Source organism: Psychrobacter sp. TWP2-1-2 (assembly GCF_049896785.1).
GTDB lineage: Bacteria > Pseudomonadota > Gammaproteobacteria > Pseudomonadales > Moraxellaceae > Psychrobacter.
Genome location: NZ_JAFCVA010000006.1, coordinates 111,669 through 131,506, shown reverse-complemented (window position 1 = coordinate 131,506; position 19,838 = coordinate 111,669). Strand labels below are relative to the sequence as shown.

General features: G+C 41.6%; 16 protein-coding genes. 8 read left to right on the top strand and 8 right to left on the bottom strand.

Annotated features, from left to right (window positions below; genetic code table 11):
• Positions 1-244 precede the first annotated feature (244 nt).
• A complete protein-coding gene (metW, locus tag ACP7AE_RS07590) occupies positions 245-862 on the bottom strand; it encodes a methionine biosynthesis protein MetW (RefSeq protein ID WP_045443684.1) in 618 nt (205 codons plus the stop codon).
• Positions 859-2,289, bottom strand: a complete 1,431-nt coding sequence (metX, locus tag ACP7AE_RS07585) for a homoserine O-acetyltransferase MetX (RefSeq protein WP_426242345.1) — start codon at positions 2,287-2,289, stop codon at positions 859-861. The genes metW and metX overlap by 4 nt, the downstream gene beginning before the upstream one ends.
• A gap of 488 nt (positions 2,290-2,777) precedes the next feature.
• Here metX and hemH point away from each other — a divergent pair, with 488 nt between their 5' ends.
• Both hemH and ACP7AE_RS07575 read left to right on the top strand, forming a co-directional pair.
• A complete protein-coding gene (gene hemH / locus ACP7AE_RS07580; RefSeq protein ID WP_426242270.1) occupies positions 2,778-3,797 on the top strand; it encodes a ferrochelatase in 1,020 nt (339 codons plus the stop codon).
• Between the two features lie 193 nt (positions 3,798-3,990).
• Complete coding sequence (locus tag ACP7AE_RS07575; protein WP_426242268.1) at positions 3,991-4,806, top strand: BPSS1780 family membrane protein; 816 nt, start codon at positions 3,991-3,993, stop codon at positions 4,804-4,806.
• 90 nt (positions 4,807-4,896) lie between these two features.
• Here the strand turns inward: ACP7AE_RS07575 and ACP7AE_RS07570 are convergent, their stop codons facing one another.
• A complete protein-coding gene (locus tag ACP7AE_RS07570) occupies positions 4,897-5,229 on the bottom strand; it encodes a hypothetical protein (RefSeq protein WP_426242266.1) in 333 nt (110 codons plus the stop codon).
• 162 nt (positions 5,230-5,391) lie between these two features.
• Here ACP7AE_RS07570 and ACP7AE_RS07565 point away from each other — a divergent pair, with 162 nt between their 5' ends.
• Positions 5,392-6,696, top strand: a complete 1,305-nt coding sequence (locus tag ACP7AE_RS07565; RefSeq protein ID WP_426242264.1) for a right-handed parallel beta-helix repeat-containing protein — start codon at positions 5,392-5,394, stop codon at positions 6,694-6,696.
• 65 nt (positions 6,697-6,761) lie between these two features.
• On the opposite strand, the gene ACP7AE_RS07560 is transcribed toward ACP7AE_RS07565, so the two are convergent.
• From ACP7AE_RS07560 to ACP7AE_RS07550, 3 genes are all read right to left on the bottom strand, one after another.
• Positions 6,762-7,547 carry an SDR family NAD(P)-dependent oxidoreductase gene (locus tag ACP7AE_RS07560; RefSeq protein WP_426242262.1) on the bottom strand — a complete coding sequence of 262 codons (786 nt, stop codon included), beginning with the start codon at positions 7,545-7,547 and terminating at the stop codon, positions 6,762-6,764.
• 294 nt (positions 7,548-7,841) lie between these two features.
• Positions 7,842-8,390, bottom strand: coding sequence for a hypothetical protein (locus tag ACP7AE_RS07555; RefSeq protein ID WP_426242260.1), 549 nt, complete (start codon positions 8,388-8,390; stop codon positions 7,842-7,844).
• Between the two features lie 251 nt (positions 8,391-8,641).
• Positions 8,642-9,802 (bottom strand): hypothetical protein, encoded by a 1,161-nt coding sequence (locus ACP7AE_RS07550; RefSeq protein WP_426242258.1) that lies wholly within the window; start codon positions 9,800-9,802, stop codon positions 8,642-8,644.
• Between the two features lie 92 nt (positions 9,803-9,894).
• Here ACP7AE_RS07550 and ACP7AE_RS07545 point away from each other — a divergent pair, with 92 nt between their 5' ends.
• From ACP7AE_RS07545 to ACP7AE_RS07535, 3 genes are all read left to right on the top strand, one after another.
• Positions 9,895-10,668: a hypothetical protein gene (locus ACP7AE_RS07545; RefSeq protein WP_426242256.1), complete on the top strand. Its 774-nt coding sequence runs from the start codon at positions 9,895-9,897 to the stop codon at positions 10,666-10,668.
• A 72-nt stretch (positions 10,669-10,740) separates the two neighbouring features.
• Positions 10,741-11,832: a restriction endonuclease gene (locus tag ACP7AE_RS07540; protein WP_426242254.1), complete on the top strand. Its 1,092-nt coding sequence runs from the start codon at positions 10,741-10,743 to the stop codon at positions 11,830-11,832.
• Positions 11,829-12,995 carry a hypothetical protein gene (locus ACP7AE_RS07535; protein ID WP_426242252.1) on the top strand — a complete coding sequence of 389 codons (1,167 nt, stop codon included), beginning with the start codon at positions 11,829-11,831 and terminating at the stop codon, positions 12,993-12,995. The genes ACP7AE_RS07540 and ACP7AE_RS07535 overlap by 4 nt, the downstream gene beginning before the upstream one ends.
• A gap of 100 nt (positions 12,996-13,095) precedes the next feature.
• On the opposite strand, the gene polA is transcribed toward ACP7AE_RS07535, so the two are convergent.
• Together polA and ACP7AE_RS07525 are read right to left on the bottom strand one after the other, a co-directional pair.
• Positions 13,096-16,086, bottom strand: a complete 2,991-nt coding sequence (gene polA, locus ACP7AE_RS07530) for a DNA polymerase I (RefSeq protein WP_426242250.1) — start codon at positions 16,084-16,086, stop codon at positions 13,096-13,098.
• Positions 16,087-16,280: 194 nt separating this feature from the next.
• Positions 16,281-16,694, bottom strand: coding sequence for an organic hydroperoxide resistance protein (locus ACP7AE_RS07525; protein WP_055125695.1), 414 nt, complete (start codon positions 16,692-16,694; stop codon positions 16,281-16,283).
• 278 nt (positions 16,695-16,972) lie between these two features.
• Between ACP7AE_RS07525 and ACP7AE_RS07520 the strand changes: the two genes are divergently transcribed.
• Positions 16,973-17,866 (top strand): hypothetical protein, encoded by an 894-nt coding sequence (locus tag ACP7AE_RS07520; protein ID WP_426242248.1) that lies wholly within the window; start codon positions 16,973-16,975, stop codon positions 17,864-17,866.
• Positions 17,867-18,054: 188 nt separating this feature from the next.
• Complete coding sequence (locus ACP7AE_RS07515) at positions 18,055-19,650, top strand: peptide chain release factor 3 (RefSeq protein WP_045453786.1); 1,596 nt, start codon at positions 18,055-18,057, stop codon at positions 19,648-19,650.
• The last annotated feature ends 188 nt before the right edge of the window (positions 19,651-19,838 follow it).

The window sequence follows — 19,838 nt, the reverse complement described above, 5'->3', positions numbered from 1 at the left end:
CAGCTATTGAGGTTAAAATTTGTAATTATGAGCCATGCTATTGCTTTCAACCAATGCTAGGGCGTGTCTTCAATTCAATCGATTATCTTCTAAATGGGCAAAAATGGTTAAATTTTGCCAAACATCGTCAAATAGCTTAGCAATATCTCGATATTATTTGCGCTACTATCCTTGTTTGACGGCAATTTATCTCATTTTTATCACCATTTTTAAAATGAAGATACGCCCTAAGTAGACAAACCTATTATTCGGGTTTTTGTTTGGTGACACGATAGATAGCGACGTCTGCCAATAGGTTGGGTGCTTGGCGTATCAATGCTTTCATAAGTGGCGTATGACCTTTTTCAGAATCGCTGACGGCAAAGCGGTTGACGATATGAATATCATGCTGCGCACAAAGCTGCTCAAAATCCTTAAACGTACACAGATGAATGTTTGGGGTGTTATACCACTCATAAGGCAATGCCTCTGAGACAGGCATCATCCCTTTAAGCCCTAAATGAATGCGGTTTTGCCAATGGGCAAAATTGGGGAAGGTGATGACGGCTTCGCGGGCAACACGTAGCATGTCAAGTAAGAGCACATCAGGCGATTTGACCGCTTGCAGCGCTCGTGCCATGACGACGGTGTCAAAACTGTTATCAGCAAAACGTGCCAGACCATCATTCAGATCTTGCTCGATGATAGATAAGCCTTTGGCGATACCATCGTTGATTTTTTCTTCGTCAATCTCAAGTCCGTAGCCAGTGACGCCGCGATTTTGTTGTAAATGCGCGAGTAGCTCACCATTACCGCAGCCCAAGTCCAGTACATGTGAGTGCGGCGCAATCCAGCGCTCAGCCAATTGATGATCCATTCTCATGAGCGTGCTCCTGATTTTTGCTGGCTGCTTTGATTTGTGATTTTTGCTGGCTGCTTTGATTTGCTATCGGTGATAAATGGCGCAGTCAAAAATCCTCGGACGGCACCCATGTAACGGGGAATATCAAATAAGAAAGAATCATGACCATGCGGCGCATCGACATTGATGTAGCTAACTGGTTTGCCAGTCGCCATCAGCGCATCGACAATCTCTTGTGAGCGCTCCGGTGCAAAGCGCCAATCCGTGGTAAATGAGACCACTAGGTATTGGCATTGCGTATGGGCAAAGGCGGCTTTGAGCGCAGACAGCTCTTGCTGGCGATTCTGTTCACTTTCATCTATCGTTGCCACTGTACCTTCTAACGCAGGTTGCGTGCTTTGTTTACTAGATTCCACTGATGTGGCAATCGAGTCCTTAAGCTGTGCTGCTGATTTTGTCGAATCTGTTGCCATGGCTGATGGATAATCACGTGTTGGATCAAAATAATCTAAGGCTTTTGTCATGAGCAAATAAGTATTGGCATCGAAGTTTTCGCTAAAGCGCTCGCCTTGATAGCGTAGATAACTTTCCACTTGAAACTCAACATCGTAGCCATACATAAATTTGCCAGATTTTAAATCACGACCAAATTTCGCCTTCATCGCATCATCGGTCAAATAGGTGATATGGCCAACCATCCGAGCCAATATTAGCCCGCGACGAGGGTAGGTGCCTGCTTGTAAGTAACGTCCCTCTTTAAAATCAGGGTCGGATAAAATGGACTGCCGCGCCACTTCGTTAAAGGCGATATTCTGTGCTGAGAGCTTTGGCGTGCTGGCAATGACCACGCAGCGTTTTAACCGATTTGGATAATCAACTGACCATTGAAGCGCCTGCATACCACCCATTGAGCCACCAACAATGGCGTGCCAAACGTCAATACCGAGACGATCTGACAGCATCGCTTGGGTTTTTACCCAGTCCTTAATAGTGACGAGCGGAAAGTCAGGGCCATAAACTTGCGGTTCACTGGCTGGATTGTTTTTGTTTAAACTTTCTTTGTCTAAACTATTTTTGTTTACATTATTCTGGTCTGAATCGATACTGTCAGGATTAATGGTCGTTGGACCGGTAGAGCCGAAACAGCTGCCGATGTTGTTGACACATACGACATAAAACCGATTGGTGTCGATCGCTTTATTAGGGCCAATCATATTGTCCCACCAGCCGGCTTTTTTATCATCATCGCTATGAAAACCGGCGGCGTGATGACTGCCTGATAGCGCATGGCAAATGAGTACCGCGTTTGATTTATCACTATTTAGCGTGCCATAAGTTTCGATGATTAAATCAAACGATGGCAAAGTACGATTACATTCTAACGTCAACGGCTCAGCGAAATGAAAAATCTGAGGCGTGATAATGCCGACTGAACCTACTGAGTCCATGGGATTAACTAAGCTCGCCGAATGAAGCGTATCTGTTGGGGACTGGTCACTGGTATTATTAGGGCGTGCGTTCAAAGCTACCTCGCAAGACAACAATCATCAATAAAATAAAAAGGGCAAACTGTCGATAGGCAGTGTTGCCAATACTGCTTTGCCGACACTGTTTTCTAAATGTTTTTCTTACAATGTGCTTGCCTATTGTATGGTGATGCGCGTAGGAGTACAACCGTCGAGCGAGTCTTTTGAGCATAGTCTTTTAAGCATAGTTTTTAGGGACGATGGGTGGTAGGCAGAGAAGGGTTGGGGTGAATCAATGATTGATGACTATCCATAAATAGCAACTAAGTATCAAATTGTATAAGGGTGCTTTTACTATGCGTTATTAATGGATAAAATGCTACACTAATAAAGCATTTAATCAATCATGACTTAATAATCTTTTATCGCATATTCTTCTTTAATTAACCTAATAATAAAATAGTGCTGCTATGAAACCTGAACTGCCTCCCCGTATTGCCGTCCTATTAGTGAACTTAGGTACGCCAGATGAGCCAACAGCGCCTGCCGTACGTCGTTACTTAAAACAGTTTTTGTCTGACCCCCGTGTCATCGAGATTCCGAAATTCTTGTGGGCGATTATTCTCAATTTATTTGTATTGCCAAGCCGCCCTAAACGTGTGGCAAAAGCCTATGCCAGTATTTGGGAAGGCGACTCACCGATTCGTGAGATACTAAAGAGCCAAGTGGAGCTATTGGAACCACGGCTTGCAAATAGTGCCGCACCATTTCGGGTTTCTGTCCATCCGGCGATGAGCTATGGCAATCCTGGTTTGCCTGATGTGATGGATACCTTGCGCGGTGAAGGCGTTGATCACTTTGTTATCTTGCCATTATTTCCACAGTATTCCGCTTCCTCTGGTGGTGCTGTTTATGATGCGTTGACAAAGTGGACGCTCAAGCAGCGCAATTTGCCGAACTATACCATCGTCAAAGATTACTTTGCGCATCCGCTGTACATCCAAGCATTGGCCGATTCGATTCGCCGTTTTCAAGCAGAGCATGGCAAGCCTGACAAGCTGATGTTTAGCTTCCACGGTATCCCGCAGCCTTATGCTGATAAAGGCGATCCGTATCCTAAGCGTTGTAAATGTACCGCTGCACAAGTGGCTCATGCGCTTGGTCTAAAGGATGATGAATGGATTATCAGTTTTCAATCACGCTTTGGTAAGCAAGAATGGGTCAAGCCCTATACCGATGTTGTACTAGAAGATTGGGGCAAGTCAGGTGTGCGCTCGGTACAAGTCATTAGTCCGGCTTTTTCTGCTGATTGTCTGGAAACGCTAGAAGAGCTTGCCATCGAAAATCGTGAAAACTTTCTCCACGCGGGTGGACAAGAATATCACTATATTCCTGCATTGAACTTGGATGAGGCGCACATTGATTTGCTTGAGGCGCTTAGTGCGCCATTGGTCAAAGGCTGGGCGGGAACGCTAGATGGTTGGGCTTAATTGACTGTATTTGTAAATCATAAAAAATACCGGACATCATGTTCGGTATTTTTTTGGCTAGATGATTTTAATGAATTTGATTAAAATAGAATAAAGTTGGGATTTTTTGTGACTGATATGTAAAACTATCCCAAATAAACTTTTGTGTCATTGTCAATTTTACGTTTGCTTAACTTTATTTTTGAGGATAAACATGTCCAGCTCTAATTATTCACAACCCTCTGTGTCTCTACAAAAACCTAACGGTCAACCACCGAACTTACCGCCCACTGACGAGTATGGCTGCCTATTACCGCAGTTATTGGTAGAACCTCGAATGTGCCAAGCAGGATGGGGTATAAGTTGGATTACCAAAGCATTTGCAATATTTAAAGATCAATTTTTATTATGGTTAGCTATTGGTGTTGTTTATTTAATCATTGCTATGATTGGTAGTAGCGTACCCGTGATAAATTTCATTTTCCCCTTTCTTTCCTTTGTATTTGTTGGTGGAATAATAAAAGGTTGTGCCGATCAAGCTGTAGGCAACGAGCTGAGATTTGACCATCTTTTTTCAGCCTTTTATACGCATCTCAAGCCATTAGTTATTTTATTCGTCTTGTATTTAGTGGCTGTTATTGTTGCAATGATACCTATGCTGATTATATTCGGTGGTATGGCTTTGTCTTTAGCTCAGGAGTCAAGTGACGTTGCGATTGCAGGTATGGTATTGAGTGTTTTATTGGTTTTTGTACTACTATTTCCTGTACTTATGGCTATCTGGTTTGCACCTGCTTTAATTGTGCTTCACAACATTGAGCCTGTTCAGGCAATGAAAATGAGTTTTAAAGGGTGTTTAAAAAATATCTTACCATTTTTCGTTTTTTGGTTAATTGCTCCTATAATAATGATATTGATGGTGGTTTTTACACTAGGGCTAGGTATGTTAGCACTGCTTCCAATAGGTATGATTACCTACTACACCAGTTACCGAGATGTTTGGACTGACCAGCCGTTGTCAGTAATGTAACCAATATTTTATAGTACAAAAAAAGCACGCTCGATATAACGGGCGTGCTTTTTTATTGTGCCAAAGCTTTTTTATCATGAAAGAGCGTGGTTAAAAATCGTCATCATTACTACGTTCCGCCGCGTCTCTACCAGCGATATCGACAATATCTGGATAATCGCTGTCATCCAAATTATCGTCCACTAATACTTCATCGATTCGCGATTCGTCTATATTTTGATGATGGATAGGGGTGAGCCCTTGAATTGCATCACTTCCGGCTTGCGAGTTGTCGAATCCTGCGCTATTGTCAATGACATCATCATTATCAATGGTATGCAACATAGGGTCAGCCAAATCAATTTCTTGGCTGTTATTATTGACGTCCGTATCACCTTCAATGTGATCCATTGCTTCTGGTAATGGGCTTTTTGAATGGTCCATTATGGCTTCCTTATTATCGATAGTTATTATTAATGGATGTGACTGATTTTATTTATTAAAAACATTGTGACGTGTTATGACGCTTGCTAATAGTAGCAAGGTGTCACAGGATGTTCAAAAAATGTAAGACAAGTACAAGATAGACATAAAAATAGGAAATATATGATGGTATCAAGTAGTAGGTTGTTCGTCACAATATCCTTAATCAGTGCCACAATAGGTTTGACGGCTTGTGAAGGTGTACCTTTTTCTGGTAGCAGCGCCCATAGCAGCTTGGATAATGCTGATTTAAAACAGCCGTTAATTATCGATGCCAAGCTGCCAAAAGCCACGACAACCATAGACTGCGCACAATTAACACCGAAGCAAATAGTTAAGGTAAAAGGTCACAGCGTACTCAGTGCAAGCTGTGATTTAACAGCCAAGTCGATACGCTTTGAGTTGAATGATTCACACAGCTCTTTTGACTGTCAGGGCGCTTTGCTCAGTACTCGCGTTGATGATGCATCAACGGCCAGCGCCATTATGATTAAGCCCAAAACAGATAGCGCTATCGAAGATATTACCGTTGCCAATTGTCATGTGGATGGCTATGGTCATGCGCTACATATTCGCCAATATAGCCAGCCCAACCAGCGTTATGCGCGCGGCTTGATAGACCCTGCTGCCAATCGTGCGCTTGCACCAAGCGATATTCGTGTGATTAATGTGAGTAGTCAAAACAGTATCAATAGTGGCATGTTTGTCGGTGATCATGTGCATGGCGTGAGCTTTGATAAAGTCCGTATTCAAAATGCAGGCACTGTGGGGCTATATCTGGAATTTGGTAGCCGCGATAATGTGATTCAAAATTCGGTGTTTGTCGGTAATGGTTTCCGTACCTTTAAGCCCAGTCGTGAGGCTATTGCCGTGGATTCGTCGAGCAATAACCGTATCGAAAACAATCAATTTATCCATAATGGGGCAGGCAGTATTTTGCTGTATCGCAATTGCTTTGAGCATGCCGATGACAGTACGCGGGGCAATCATTTTAAGCGTACCGAGTCGAGCCGTGACAATATGATTCGTGGCAATACTTTTAACGACGAGCCAGTCGGGGTTTGGGTAGCGTCAAGACAGTCGCGCAATCTCAAAGGTTTTGAATGCGGTGCTTATTTACTGAAACAAACGCCATTTGCCAGCTATCATTTAGACAGTGCTAAGGACAATCAGATCATCGATAATCGTTTTGAGCAAGTCGAGCAGGGCATTATCGTGGAGGACGATGGCACGCTAATAGCTGGTAATCAATTCGCTGCTGATGTGAATTTACCGATTAGCGTTGGTTCTGAGATTCGAGAAGAAAGTGCGGCAGGGGCAATAAAAAATACCGTTATTAAAAACAATATTTTTACTGGTAAAACTGTTGAGCAAGCGATAAAGGTTCGAGCGGCAAGCAAAACGGCCACTCATATTGAGCAGCCGTAAGTGTGGCTTTATATTAAATAAGCGTTATCGGTAAACAACAGTATAACGAATAGGTGATATTGCTATTAAGCACCAACCTTGGTATTGACCCAGCGGATTACAGAATCTGGCGTGACTTGTGAGACTGCTTGAAAGAGTTTTGCTGGCATGCCCACAGAGTAATGCGTACTTTTGAGTTTACGATTGGGACTGGTCGTCAATTTACACAATGTTTTGGCGACATCGTTGACCGTTAGATGGATGCCCAAGCGATCCATACTGGTCACTTCGATATCGGCAGTCATGTCAGATTTGACCCACAGCGGCATCACATCGATAACCTTGATACCCAATTCTTCGTACTCAATATTAAGGCCTTCTGTGAGACCTCGCACAAAAAACTTACTGGCCGCATAAGTCGCAACTTCGGGTTGACCATAGATAGCAGAGGCAGAGGACACATTAATAATTTTGCCGTCTTTGCTATCAGCCAGATAAGGCGCCAGTTTATGACAGCCAATCAAAACACCTTTACAGTTGACGTCAATTAAAGCCAGTTGCTCATCTAGATTGGTCGTTGGTAATGCGCCACTGACCAGCACCCCAGCATTATTAATGAGTGCATCAATACCACCGAAATGTTCAATCATTTGATTGATCGCATTGTCCCACGAGTCAGGCTGGGTGACATCCAGCTGACCTGTAATAATACGCTGTTGTTTGACGGCTTTCTTAAAAGATTTGTCTTTAATGGCGCTTTCAAGTGTGGCAGTATTGGTCGCAAATAACCCAATATTGTGGCCTTTTTCCGCCAGCTTTTTGGCGGTGGCCAAGCCGACACCACGTGATGCGCCTGTAATCAATATATTCATAATAAGTGACTTAATCGTTATTAATCATGAGTAAATCGAGGTCGTATATTAGGATGCTTATCCCTCGGACTTATTATTATAGTCATTCCACTATAATAATATTACTGCGTTAGCCTCGCTTGAAGTATTAAATATACATCTACACTCGGTTGCTTTGTACTGTTTTTAAATTGAACCGACTATAGTATAACAAATTCGTCTAAATGTATTTTGCTAGAGAGTATAACTATTGATGTAGAGCGCATGGTAATTAATATAATGAGCAGTTATCACTGTTAGCAGAGACACTCTGCGTTAGTGTGAAGCCGTTTGACAATGCAGCTCGCTCGTCTCTTCTGCTTGACAGTCGTACTCGTTTAAGTTTAAGCGCCACAAATAAATCAAGGCAATGCCATAAATAGCAGTCTCTGACAGCTCTTCTGTGATGACGCCAAAAGCTTCGGGAATCATAATGGCGTTTTCGCCCATATATTCTAATAATGCCAAGGCGGCGACGCTAAAATACAAAGAAACAGGTACTTTTTTTAATATTGTCCAAAGATAGCGCCATGAATAAGCCAATAAACCAACGATCAGCACATAAACGATGGTCAGGACGAGGTCTTCCCACCAGTCATAAGAATGGCTGAACAACACAAAGTCAGTGGGAACCAATAAGTCTGGTAGATAATTTAACTCACGGCGTATCACAGCAAAGAATACTAGCACCGCTGCCAACCAAAAAGCTCGAATCTGTTTAAACGTATTTGTGGCAGAGCTCTGTAGTAAATACTGCACGCAACGTAGCAGACAGGCGAATAAAATAATAATGCCAGGGATTTCGATGATGCCATCTGAACTCAAAATAAAAACCTTCTGATTTTTTAAAATAAAAAAAGTGAGCACAAAGGCTCACTTTAGACCGAAATTTATTTAATTACAGGTAACGTAATAGACCGCTATTATAACGCCAATGTCAGCGCTATAACGTTATTTAATATAACTAATGAGTCATATGTTATTGTTAATTCAAGCAAACAAATGCTCTTTATTGTGCACATTGCTATCGGCTATTTATACCTATGATGATACAACCAATTCAATAGATAGCAGGGTTAAAATAACGCTTCCATCCGCAATAATGCCGACGGATAGTGGTCCTTATTTGCTGTTTTATCATTATAATAATTTAGCTCTGTTTGTACATAAAGCCACTCTCGCCAAACGGGTTGGCGGTAGCTTATAGCAGGGCCATAGCTGTTTAATGTTGATTTATCATGGTCAAAGTAACCGCCAGTAGAGACACCATAAGCCAGCTGTTTTTCATTGCCCAAGTAGTGTACTTGTCTGAGATCGTTGCTCCAGTCTGTGCTTTCTTCATTGTCTTGATTGCGATAACGGATGGCGGTGCGATTATTGATGAACCGCTCAGCATTTGTGCCATATTGCAGATTTAGCCCGCCTTTTGCATAGTGCTCACTATCGAGTCCATAACGATAGTAACTATCACTAGTGACAGTCCATTTTTTGTTGTCATACCAGTCTTTAACGACGCTCATTTTTACGTATAAGTCATCGAGCGAGCGAACCCCGACATCGATATCTGTTTTGACCCCTAACTGCTGCTCAACCTCATGACTAAAACGTGACCAACGAAGGGCGATAGAACCATTGTCTTCTCGCGTTTTTCTCCTGTTGACGAGTCCATCTTGGTTACTGGTATTTGCTTGGTAGGTATCGCCCTTCACATTCTGTTTTAAGAAAGTATCTTCATCCAAATCCTCATCACCGATAATCAGGCTCAATCTTTTTTCTAACACTGGCAATCGTAAGCGGCCGCGAATTCTAGGTTCAACGCTCACGTCACTGCCTGATTGTGGATCGTTGACCCAGCGGGTATCTAGTACAACTCGTAAACTGGCTTTGGCGGGTTTTTTGGGATCCGGTTCGCCGAACCAACCGTCCATTTTGTGTGCCCATTCATGCAGCTGCTCTTGGACATCTTCACGGCGTTCGTCCGTCCAATTTTGTGCTCCTTGTACTGATGAAGCGGACTGCTCGGCAGATGTTTCGGTAGGTTGAGGTAGATAGCCAAATTGATTGAGGTTTTCATCACGATTAGAGTTAGCATCATGAGATAACGAAGCCGTGTCAGATTTTAGCGGTTCGACTTTCGGCTCTGTGGTGGGCGTAGTATCCGCCCATGCTTGCGTGCATAAACTTAAGCTGGCAAGTGTGTAAAGGGTAATGGTGTTGAGATTTGCTGGTTTAATCATGGAGAGCGTCAATTACTTTGGGTGGCTAAAAAGGATAAACAAAAGTATTATGCCATAGGTCGTTAAGCACATACATATAGAGGCGCTGTTATATGAAAGTTTTAATCATTGTAAGCTTGTTTTTGATGGTCTTGCCTTCAGCACATGCTGAAATATCTCTTGATGTCAGGCAAGCTGTTGAAAAAATTATGAGTGTTTATTACAGTTCAAGCTATGATAAGTTGCGTGGTTGTACCTTATATGATGATGGCTCAGAAACCTATTGCCTTGCTCCTAAGCATTATGAATTTAAAAACATCGAGGGAGTAGATACTTTATATGTTTTGGTTTCTGGTGATACAGTTGAAGATGGTGCACGAGTGACACCAGGACTTGGTGGATTATTCATGCTTTATAAATTAGGCAATTCTTGGGTCGTCTCTGCAAGCAGTCCTTATATAAAAAATGGCGGAGCGGGTAGAAGTCAGCTGATAGATTTTGATTTAAGAGAAGTGGGTGATGATAAATACGGGTGGGTAGGGAGTCATTGTGGATCAGGGGCAGGAGGGCAAACTAATTGTTTTTGGGAAATGTACGCGCCTGTAGCTAGCGGAGAGATTGAACAAGTCGCACAGCTGCCTTCAGATTACTCATATGAATTTATGAGTGCTCCGGGATATACTAAAATCGAAGGTAGTGTCCATATCGAGAGTTATCAGCCGATGACCGCAGGATTTTATCCATTGACCATGACGCATGATAGTGAAAGCGGAGAGTATGATGAAAACTATGAGTTAATACCTAACAGCGTAAAAAAGAGCGAAGAGCGTTATACCGTCAGCTTTGACCAAAACACACACACTTTTATCGCGCCTAAAGATTTTTAGAGTTTTTTAAAAGATTTAATATATTAACATCAAAATTTAATATTCTATACAACCGTAATGGATGCTAGGTCTATGACTGACTACACTTTTGAAACTCTTAACGATAAAGAGTTTGAAGTTCTAACGGTTGATTTGCTATCTAAAGAATTTAACACTCATATAGAACGGTTTAAATCAGGTAGGGATGGTGGAATCGATGGACGTTTTTTTGAAGGAAGTGTTGAAAACGGTGTTGTCATCATTCAATGCAAACATTGGCTAAAATCAGGTATCAAAGCATTAGTAGCAGAATGTCAAAAGCATGAAGCCAAAAAAGTTATAAAATTGAATCCTAGTAGATATATTTTTGTCACTTCATTAGCACTATCCGCTCAAAACAAAAAAGACATTTCAGATGCTTTTAGCCCTTATATTAAAAATGAATCTGACATCATTGGTAATGAAGATATAAACAGTTTATTAGCCAAACATCCTGATGTAGAGCGCCAACATTACAAGCTATGGCTAGCAGGTACTAACGTTTTACAGTCAATTTTATCTAACGATGTACTGGGAAGAAGTAGTTTTCAGTTGGAAGAAATTCAAGAGTTTCTACCTAAGTATGTGCGAACCGAGAATCATAAAAAAGCGTTCGAAAAGTTAGAAGAACTTGGCAGTATCATTATCAACGGCGAACCTGGTATTGGCAAAACCACTTTAGCGGAACAGATGTGCTTTGAGTATGCTGCTCAAGGTTATCAGTTAGTTGTAGTGCATGAGTCCATTATAGAAGCGGAAAAAATATATAACCCTGAATGGCAACAAATTTTTTATTTTGATGATTTTTTAGGAAGTAACTTCCTATTCGCAATAGATGCAAAGCAGGACTCACATATTGTGAGCTTTATGAAAAGAGTTAGTAAGGACAGCTCAAAACGATTTATTCTAACGACTCGCTCGAACATATTGAATCAAGGGAAAAGATTGTCAGAAAAATTTGAACAAGGTAACCTTGATAGGAATGAATATGAGATAAAAATTCAGTCTCTGACAGAGTTTGATAGAGCACAAATTCTTTATAACCACATCTATTTAGTGATTTATCAGAAGACTTCATTCAGCAAATATATATTGATAAGCGCTATAGAAGCATTATCTCACACAAAAATTTCAATCCGCGGTTGATTGAGTTTATTAATGATGCTATCAAAGTTGAGAAAGAAGCAAGTCCTGAGGGTTATTGGGATTATATTCAAAAGTCTCTTGATAACCCAAAGGATATTTGGCGTGGCATGATAGAGACGCAGATAAGTGATTTGGATAGGCATATAGTAATCGCCATCGTCTTAAACGGCAGTCCCGTTAGCGAAGAGCAGGTAGTTGCATTATTAATCAATCTGAAGGAGTCAGGATTAGATCCAACATCGGAGTATCCTACCATTGGCAATATCATGCGGGGGTTAGTAGGGTCTGTTTTAAACAGGAATATAAATAAAGATGGTCAGGTGACTTACAGTTTATTTAATCCTTCGATTGCTGACTTTGTGATCTCGGAACATCTCAATAGAGTTGATTATCTAGAAAAATTGATGAGTTGCTTGAGAACAAAGAATGCACTAGATAATATTGATAGGTTGATTAAATCCAATAAAAAAATACTAGACTTTGACACATTACTAATTAGGTTGTTTCAGTCTGAGCTATATTCAGAGCTAACGCCTGACTTGTATTCGATTCAATTAATAGAATTAACAGAGAAACTTGAGTGTGATATTCCAAAAATGGTGAAAAAATTAGTAGACTCGTACTCTAATAATTTATTTAAACAACTTGGATTACCTTCTATAAAAATATTAAAAATGGCTATAGATTGTGGTCTTATTGCTTCTAGTGATGTTTATATGAAAGAAGTAGTTAACAAAGCATTAGAAGGTGCATATTTTGATGATTTGAAAGAAATTGCTAAACTAATCCATCTTATATCTGGAGCAGATCAGCTTATAAAAGCTTACAAAAAGAAAGTTGTTAACTTTCTTCAAAATAATATAACTGATTGGGCTATGGATCATCAAATATTCGAAGATTCGTACGCTGAATCTGATGGATCCATAGCTTATGATGAAAACCAACATTACTATGTTGTAGATACTTTAAACGAGTTAGATTGTGGGTTTGATTTTACAAGATCTGAAGTTCAATCTATTGAAGATAGTATAGATATAGACCGTATTATTGACTTTAATAATGAAAGAGAGTCTCAAGCTGATCGAGCATATGATGAATATAAGGATGCGATGTATGATCGTGATTTTTCTTCGGATTCTATTGATGATCTATTCAATCGATAATAACCCAACACATTAGGTTTTCTGACCACATCATCCATTAAAAAAAGGCTGGGAAAAATCTCCAGCCTTATACAGGACAATTAATTAATTTATTTCGTGATTAATGGGCCTCATCCCAGTTCTCGCCAGCACCCGTCTCAACCAATAACGGCACAGCAAAGTCCACATTCCAGCCTTTTTCAACAGCAGTGGTCGTTAAGACGTCTTGCATTGCATTAGTAATGAGTTGGCTAATCTCATCTACCTTGTCACTATCCACTTCAAACACCAGTTCATCATGGACTTGTAGCAGCATTTTGGCTTGCGATTTTGGCAGTACTTTATCGACGGCAATCATAGCCAGCTTAATTAAATCAGCCGCTGAGCCTTGTAGTGGCGCATTAATCGCAGCACGTTCAGCGCCTTGCTTGACCATACGGTTGCTATGAGTGATATCAGGCGTGTAGAGCTTACGACCCAATATCGTCTCGACATAGCCTTGCTCGTGAGCACTGGCGCGAGTATTAATCATATAGTTTTTGACACCCGGATAGCGATCAAAGTACATATCGATATAATCTTGTGCCTCATTGCGGCTCATTTGCAATTGCTTGGCAAGTCCAAAGGCGCTCATACCGTATAGTAGACCAAAATTAATGGCTTTGGCATTACGGCGCTCGATCGAGGTTACGTCAGCAACATCCTTGCCAAGTACTTCAGCGGCAGTCGCAGCGTGAATATCTAACCCTTCATTAAAGGCGTCAGTTAAGTTTTTATCGCCTGAGAAATGCGCCATGAGACGCAATTCAATTTGTGAATAATCCGCCGCCAAAATAACGCGACCTTCTGGTGCGATAAAGGCTTGACGAATCAAGCGACCAGTCGCGGTACGAATCGGAATATTTTGTAAATTGGGATCAGTTGAAGACAAACGCCCAGTACTGGTCAATGCTTGATGATAGCTGGTATGTACGCGATCAGTCTCAGAATCTGCGACATTATCAAGCGCATCGGTATAAGTGCTTTTGAGCTTAGATAGACCGCGATATTCTAAGGTAATATCGACCAATGGATGATCGATTTTTGACAGTACGGCTTCACCAGTAGAGTATTGACCTGATTTGGTCTTTTTGCCACCCGGAACGCCGAGTTTTTCAAATAGCATCTCACCGAGCTGCTTCGGTGAGCCTAAGTTAAACTCTTCACCAGCGACTTCATAAGCGCGTTTTTCTAGCGCGATAATTTCTTCATCGAAGCGCTTTGATAACTCGTTTAAAAATGGGCGTTTGATTAAAATGCCGTTTGCTTCCATTTGACAGAGGATTTCGGCGGTTGGGATTTCTAGCTCATTGAGCAATTTGGTATTATTGTCATCATTGGCTAGCTCAACGCTGAACACCTCAAATAGCTGATAAGTAATGTCAGCATCTTCACAAGCATAGTCGCTAGCGATATCGATGGCGACTTGATCAAAGGTAACTTGCTTAGCGCCTTTACCAGCGACATCTTCATAGCTGATGGTTTGGGTTTGTAGATAATGGCGTGCCAAATCATCCATGCCATGACGGGTAATCGCAGCATTAATCACATAGCTGGCAAGCATGGTATCCATCGCCCAATTATTGGGACGAGCATGAATATTACCCAATAAATCGATATCATAATGGCTGAGAATATGGGCGTCGTACTTTAAATGCTGACCGATTTTACCGATATTTGGGTTTTCTAAAATAGGTTTTAGACGTGTTAAAACGCTATCGCGGTCGAGCTGTTTAGCCGTCAGCTCGTCACCCTCTAGCGCATGTGTCAGTGGTATGTAATAGGCTTCATGCGCTTGTACCGCAAAAGACAAACCGACGATTTGTGCTTGACGCCAATGGACGCTAGTGGTTTCGGTATCAATGACAAAGTGTGGCGCAGACTCTAATAATTCAATCAAACTGTCAAACGCATGCTCATCTAAAACAGTGTGCCACGCTCTATCATGCTGTTTGCCGTTTTGGACATTCTCAATACTGCTTGATTGTAGCGATTTAGCGATTTGTGCTTGTGATTCAGCATCTGCTTGGCTACTTGCAACACTTTGTACGCCGTTCCCATTAGCATTGGCTGGATGGTTTGGGTGGTCAAGAGAAGCAAGCTCATTTCTAAACTCAAGCTCGCTATATAGCTCGCGCAGTTCATCTATATGAGCACAAGGATTGGTATTGATTTTTAAATCATTCCAGTCTTGACCGATATCTAAGTCTGTGACGATAGTGGCCAGTTTGGCATTGAATGGAATTTCCTCTGCATGCTCAATCAAGCCTTTAGCGCCGCGTCCTTTAATAAAACCGATGTGCTTTAACATATTGTCGATATCACCGTATTCAACGAGCAAGTCTTTCGCCGTCTTTTTACCGATACCGGGCACGCCTTTAATACCGTCAGAAGCATCACCCATTAAGGTCAAAAAATCAATCATTTGGTTTGGATTAATACCGAATTTTTCGATGACCGCTTGGGTGTCCGTTACTTTACCCGTGAAGCTATCTTCCAATATGACACAGTCATTAACCAGTTGCATCATGTCTTTATCGCCGGTTGAGATAACCACATGATGACCTTGCTCGACCGCACGGTGCGCCAGTGTGCCGATAATGTCATCTGCTTCTGCACCTTCGATGCGTAACAGTGGAATGCCCAAAGCGGTTACCAAGCGATGGATATAAGGAATTTGCTCCACCAGCTCTATGTCGATGGGCGGACGCGCCGCCTTATAATCAGCAGACATATGATGGCGAAAAGTAGGTGACTTGGTATCAAAACAGACCGCCATATGGGTGGGATGATATCGACGCATCAGTTTTAGTAGCGCATTGAGCGTGCCACGGATGGCATTCGTTATTAGCCCTTGCGAGTTTTGCATGGTTTTTGGCAAGGCGTGATAAGTGCGAAACAGGTAATAAGAGCCATCAACCAAAATAAAAGGTGGCTGATTTTTGTCCACGTGACTGGTGTCCATAGTCGCTACGTTGGGCATGGTATCAAAATTTGGTAAGGCTTTAGGGTCAAGCGCTTGATGCGAGTTGTGGTTATTGTCTGCGGAGGATTCGGTCATATGGTCAGTCATAAAGGTCACTTATTATTAGGTATCAGATAGAGTAAATATCAGATAAAACGATGCTTCCATTATAACGATAAAATCAGACCTTGCCGAACTTCTCGATAGTTATGATATTTATACTGCTGACAGACGCTCATAAAAAAAGAACCCAGAATAGTCTGAGTCCTTCTATCTTTACCAATATATTTATTCTGACAATTTTATTTTACTTCTGAAGTCACTTCACTATCGATATTACCGTGAGTCGCTTTAGAATATGGGCAAACTTTATTCGCTTTTTCGACCAGCTTTTGGAACTCATCCGCTGATAGCTCTGTGTTTTCAGCAGTGACATGAATTTTCACGGCTAATTGAAAATCTAAGCCTTCACCTTTCATTAAATCTACGGATACTTCAGTGGTAGAGTCAAACTTTGCTTTTTCTGCCCCTTTGACCGCAGCAAGTGCGCCATCAAAGCAAGCTGCATAGCCCATCGCAAATAACTGCTCTGGATTATTACCGTCTTTATCAGAGCCGGGTGCGACCATATTAATCGTCAAATCACTGTCTTGCAGACTGGCATTGCCTGTACGACCGCCAGTAACTGTCGCTTTGGTGGAATATAGTGTTTTCATAACATATCCTTTGTTGTGAGTTTTTATGTTTAAGCAATAAATTTTGATAGGGATTCAGCATAACAAACCAGTGCATGAGCAATATAGGTCAGTCGTAAGTATATACTGTGGATTTGTAAGTGAACTGTTAGTAGAATCTTTAGCTGCATTTAACTATCGCAGGAAAAGCTTAATCGCTATAAGTAACAGAAGTATTAATGTAATATAGGAATATAGCTGTAAAAAATAAAGTTATCAAAATAGATGATAAAAAATCTAACCAATAAAGGTCTTATTCGATGAATAAATCAATGGTGTTACCTATTGCACTTTCTTTGCTAACATTTACCCTTGCTGGCTGCGGTGGGGAGGATGATGGTATTTATGGTTCGGGAAACAGCAACGAGCTTGAAATCAATTACTTTGAGCGCTTAAATAACGACATTGCACGTATTGAGACTGAGTATAGTGACGGGGAACGTGACATCGATGTGACTAATATTAAAGGTAGTTTTAATTCTTCAACTATTAATGACTTACCTGTTTCAACAGTGCTAGGTAAAAACTTTGAAGGTACCCTTGAAGATCGCTATATTGAGGTTAAAGGCCGCACTGTAAAACGTCCTATTTATGAGACAAATAGCAACAAAAAACTTAACTATCAAACAGATTATAGAACGCTTGATCTATCAGGAAAAAATGCTAGCAGTTATCAAAAAGGCAGTCGTCCTAGTGATGATCGCGGTATTTTTACTGATCTGAATAACTTTATAAATATTCCCAATAGTACCAGCTTCCCCAATGGTTCAGTCTGTTATATCCCTGTGACTAAGAGCGATGAATCGTTTTTTGTGTTCAATGATAAAAACAAAACAAGATACCAAGCCCTTGAAGACTGGATTGAGATAAATGAGGATAGGTTTGGTGATAATCAGAAATCTTCTACTACTACAGTAAAGGTAGGTAGAGATAATAATGATCGCGCGGCGGAGGTGAAGTTTTTTGCTACCAATGAGCGACCTGAATATATCTACTATGGTGCTGAATATGACAAATCGGTTTTCAATGCGGACTATATTAATAAAGACCAACAGCCGCCTAATGAAGACTTCACTCTCGGAGTAGTTGATTGTACGATAGTCAATGAAGTCGCAGGAGATTTCTTGGCCGCACAAATCAAACGCTACTATTAATCTTAAAAACGCATCATGTTAAAAAATTGACCAACACTCTCTATTTGACTATCTAGGGAGTGTTTTTTTATGCGCTAATTCTGCACCTTGACGCTAAATCCGCTACAATACGCTCATTATTTATTCTATTTAGTTAGATTACTGTCTAAAAGACAGCCTTTTTGAAGTTAAGGTTGAAGCCAAAAATTATGAGCGTAGATCCAAAGAAATTAAACAAAGAAGTGGCTAAACGCCGTACTTTTGCCATTATCTCGCATCCCGATGCAGGTAAGACCACCATGACTGAAAAGTTACTATTATGGGGTCAGGCAATTCAGGTAGTAGGCGAGGTCAAAGGCCGCAAGACTGATCGACATGCGACATCAGATTGGATGAGTATGGAGCAAGAGCGTGGTATCTCGATCACCACTTCTGTCATGCAGTTTCCTTATCAAGACCATGTGGTCAATCTATTGGATACACCAGGTCACGCCGATTTTAGTGAAGATACCTATCGTACCTTGACCGCTGTGGATAGCGCGTTGATGATGGTCGATGGGGCTAAAGGGGTCGAAGAGCGAACCATCAAGCTGATGGAAGTCTGCCGAATGCGCGACACGCCAATCATCTCATTTGTCAACAAGCTGGATCGTCAAATTCGTGAGCCGCTTGAGCTGCTTAGTGAGATTGAGGCAGTGTTAAAAATTAAATGTATTCCAGTAACTTGGCCTATCGGCATGGGACAAGATTTCGTTGGTGTCTACCATCTGACTGAGAACAAGACTTACCTTTATGAAAAAGGTAATGGCGGCAAGATGACAGTCTCTGAGACCCGCGCGGGCTATGATTATCCAGATATCCGTGAGCGTTTGGGTCAATTGATGTTTGATGCTTTCGAAGAGTCACTTGAGCTGGTACAAATGGCGTTAGAAGAATTTAGCGTTGAGGCGTTCTTAGCGGGTGAGATGACGCCAGTATTGTTCGGTACGGCATTGGGCAACTTTGGCGTAAACATGGTACTTGATACCTTGATCAAATATGCACCGCCACCCAAGTCGCATCCGACCAATGAGCGTGAAGTAGCGGCAACAGAAACAGATTTTAGTGGTTTTGTCTTTAAAATTCAGGCCAACATGGACCCACGCCATCGTGATCGCATTGCATTTTTACGCGTGTGTTCAGGCAAGTATGAAAAAGGCATGAAGCTGAAGCATGTACGTTTGGGTAAAGATGTACGTATTGCCGATGCACTGACCTTTTTGGCAGGGGATCGCGAAGCGTTAGAAGAAGCGTATCCGGGTGATATCATCGGTTTGCATAATCACGGCACCATCTCTATCGGTGACAGTTTTACGGAAGGCGAAGAGCTGAACTTTACGGGTATTCCACATTTTGCGCCTGAATTGTTCCGCCGTGTCATTCTAAAAGATCCGCTCAAATCAAAAGCCTTGCAAAAAGGGCTACAGCAGCTAAGCGAAGAGGGCGCGACACAGGTCTTTATGCCGCAGATTAACAACGATTTAATCTTAGGTGCGGTTGGTGTACTACAGTTTGAAGTGGTCGCGCATCGTCTCAAAGAAGAGTACAAAGTACAGTGTATCTTTGAGCCAGTATCGATTGCCACCGTACGCTGGATTCATTGTGATGATGAAGTGGCATTGGCGAAATTCAAACGCAAAGCTCATGACCAGTTGTCGCTAGATGGCGGTGGTTATTTAACGTATCTTGCCCCCTCACGGGTCAACTTGCAGCTGATGCAAGATCGCTATCCAGAAGTCACTTTTAGCAATACTCGTGAGCATTAAAATCCATCATTTCATGAGTTAGTTTATCTTTTGAGACACGCCAGCCGTGTCTTTTTTATTAGCTTAGATTTAGGCATTAAACGAGAGAGGGTAGGTAGCTATTCGTTAGCAGGAGACAGCAAAACCCTAAAAACACAAACAGTGTTCCTACAATACATCGTCATTGTTACGGTAGAATATCAAGTAAC

Excerpts from the sequence above, each read along its gene's own strand:
- metW (WP_045443684.1), bottom strand. The coding sequence starts at position 862 with ATGAGAATGGATCATCAATTGGCTGAGCGCTGGATTGCGCCGCACTCA.
- metX (WP_426242345.1), bottom strand. The coding sequence starts at position 2,289 with ATGGACTCAGTAGGTTCAGTCGGCATTATCACGCCTCAGATTTTTCAT.
- hemH (WP_426242270.1), top strand. The coding sequence starts at position 2,778 with ATGAAACCTGAACTGCCTCCCCGTATTGCCGTCCTATTAGTGAACTTA.
- ACP7AE_RS07575 (WP_426242268.1), top strand. The coding sequence starts at position 3,991 with ATGTCCAGCTCTAATTATTCACAACCCTCTGTGTCTCTACAAAAACCT.
- ACP7AE_RS07570 (WP_426242266.1), bottom strand. The coding sequence starts at position 5,229 with ATGGACCATTCAAAAAGCCCATTACCAGAAGCAATGGATCACATTGAA.
- ACP7AE_RS07565 (WP_426242264.1), top strand. The coding sequence starts at position 5,392 with ATGATGGTATCAAGTAGTAGGTTGTTCGTCACAATATCCTTAATCAGT.
- ACP7AE_RS07560 (WP_426242262.1), bottom strand. The coding sequence starts at position 7,547 with ATGAATATATTGATTACAGGCGCATCACGTGGTGTCGGCTTGGCCACC.
- ACP7AE_RS07550 (WP_426242258.1), bottom strand. The coding sequence starts at position 9,802 with ATGATTAAACCAGCAAATCTCAACACCATTACCCTTTACACACTTGCC.
- ACP7AE_RS07545 (WP_426242256.1), top strand. The coding sequence starts at position 9,895 with ATGAAAGTTTTAATCATTGTAAGCTTGTTTTTGATGGTCTTGCCTTCA.
- ACP7AE_RS07540 (WP_426242254.1), top strand. The coding sequence starts at position 10,741 with ATGACTGACTACACTTTTGAAACTCTTAACGATAAAGAGTTTGAAGTT.
- polA (WP_426242250.1), bottom strand. The coding sequence starts at position 16,086 with ATGACTGACCATATGACCGAATCCTCCGCAGACAATAACCACAACTCG.
- ACP7AE_RS07525 (WP_055125695.1), bottom strand. The coding sequence starts at position 16,694 with ATGAAAACACTATATTCCACCAAAGCGACAGTTACTGGCGGTCGTACA.
- ACP7AE_RS07520 (WP_426242248.1), top strand. The coding sequence starts at position 16,973 with ATGAATAAATCAATGGTGTTACCTATTGCACTTTCTTTGCTAACATTT.
- ACP7AE_RS07515 (WP_045453786.1), top strand. The coding sequence starts at position 18,055 with ATGAGCGTAGATCCAAAGAAATTAAACAAAGAAGTGGCTAAACGCCGT.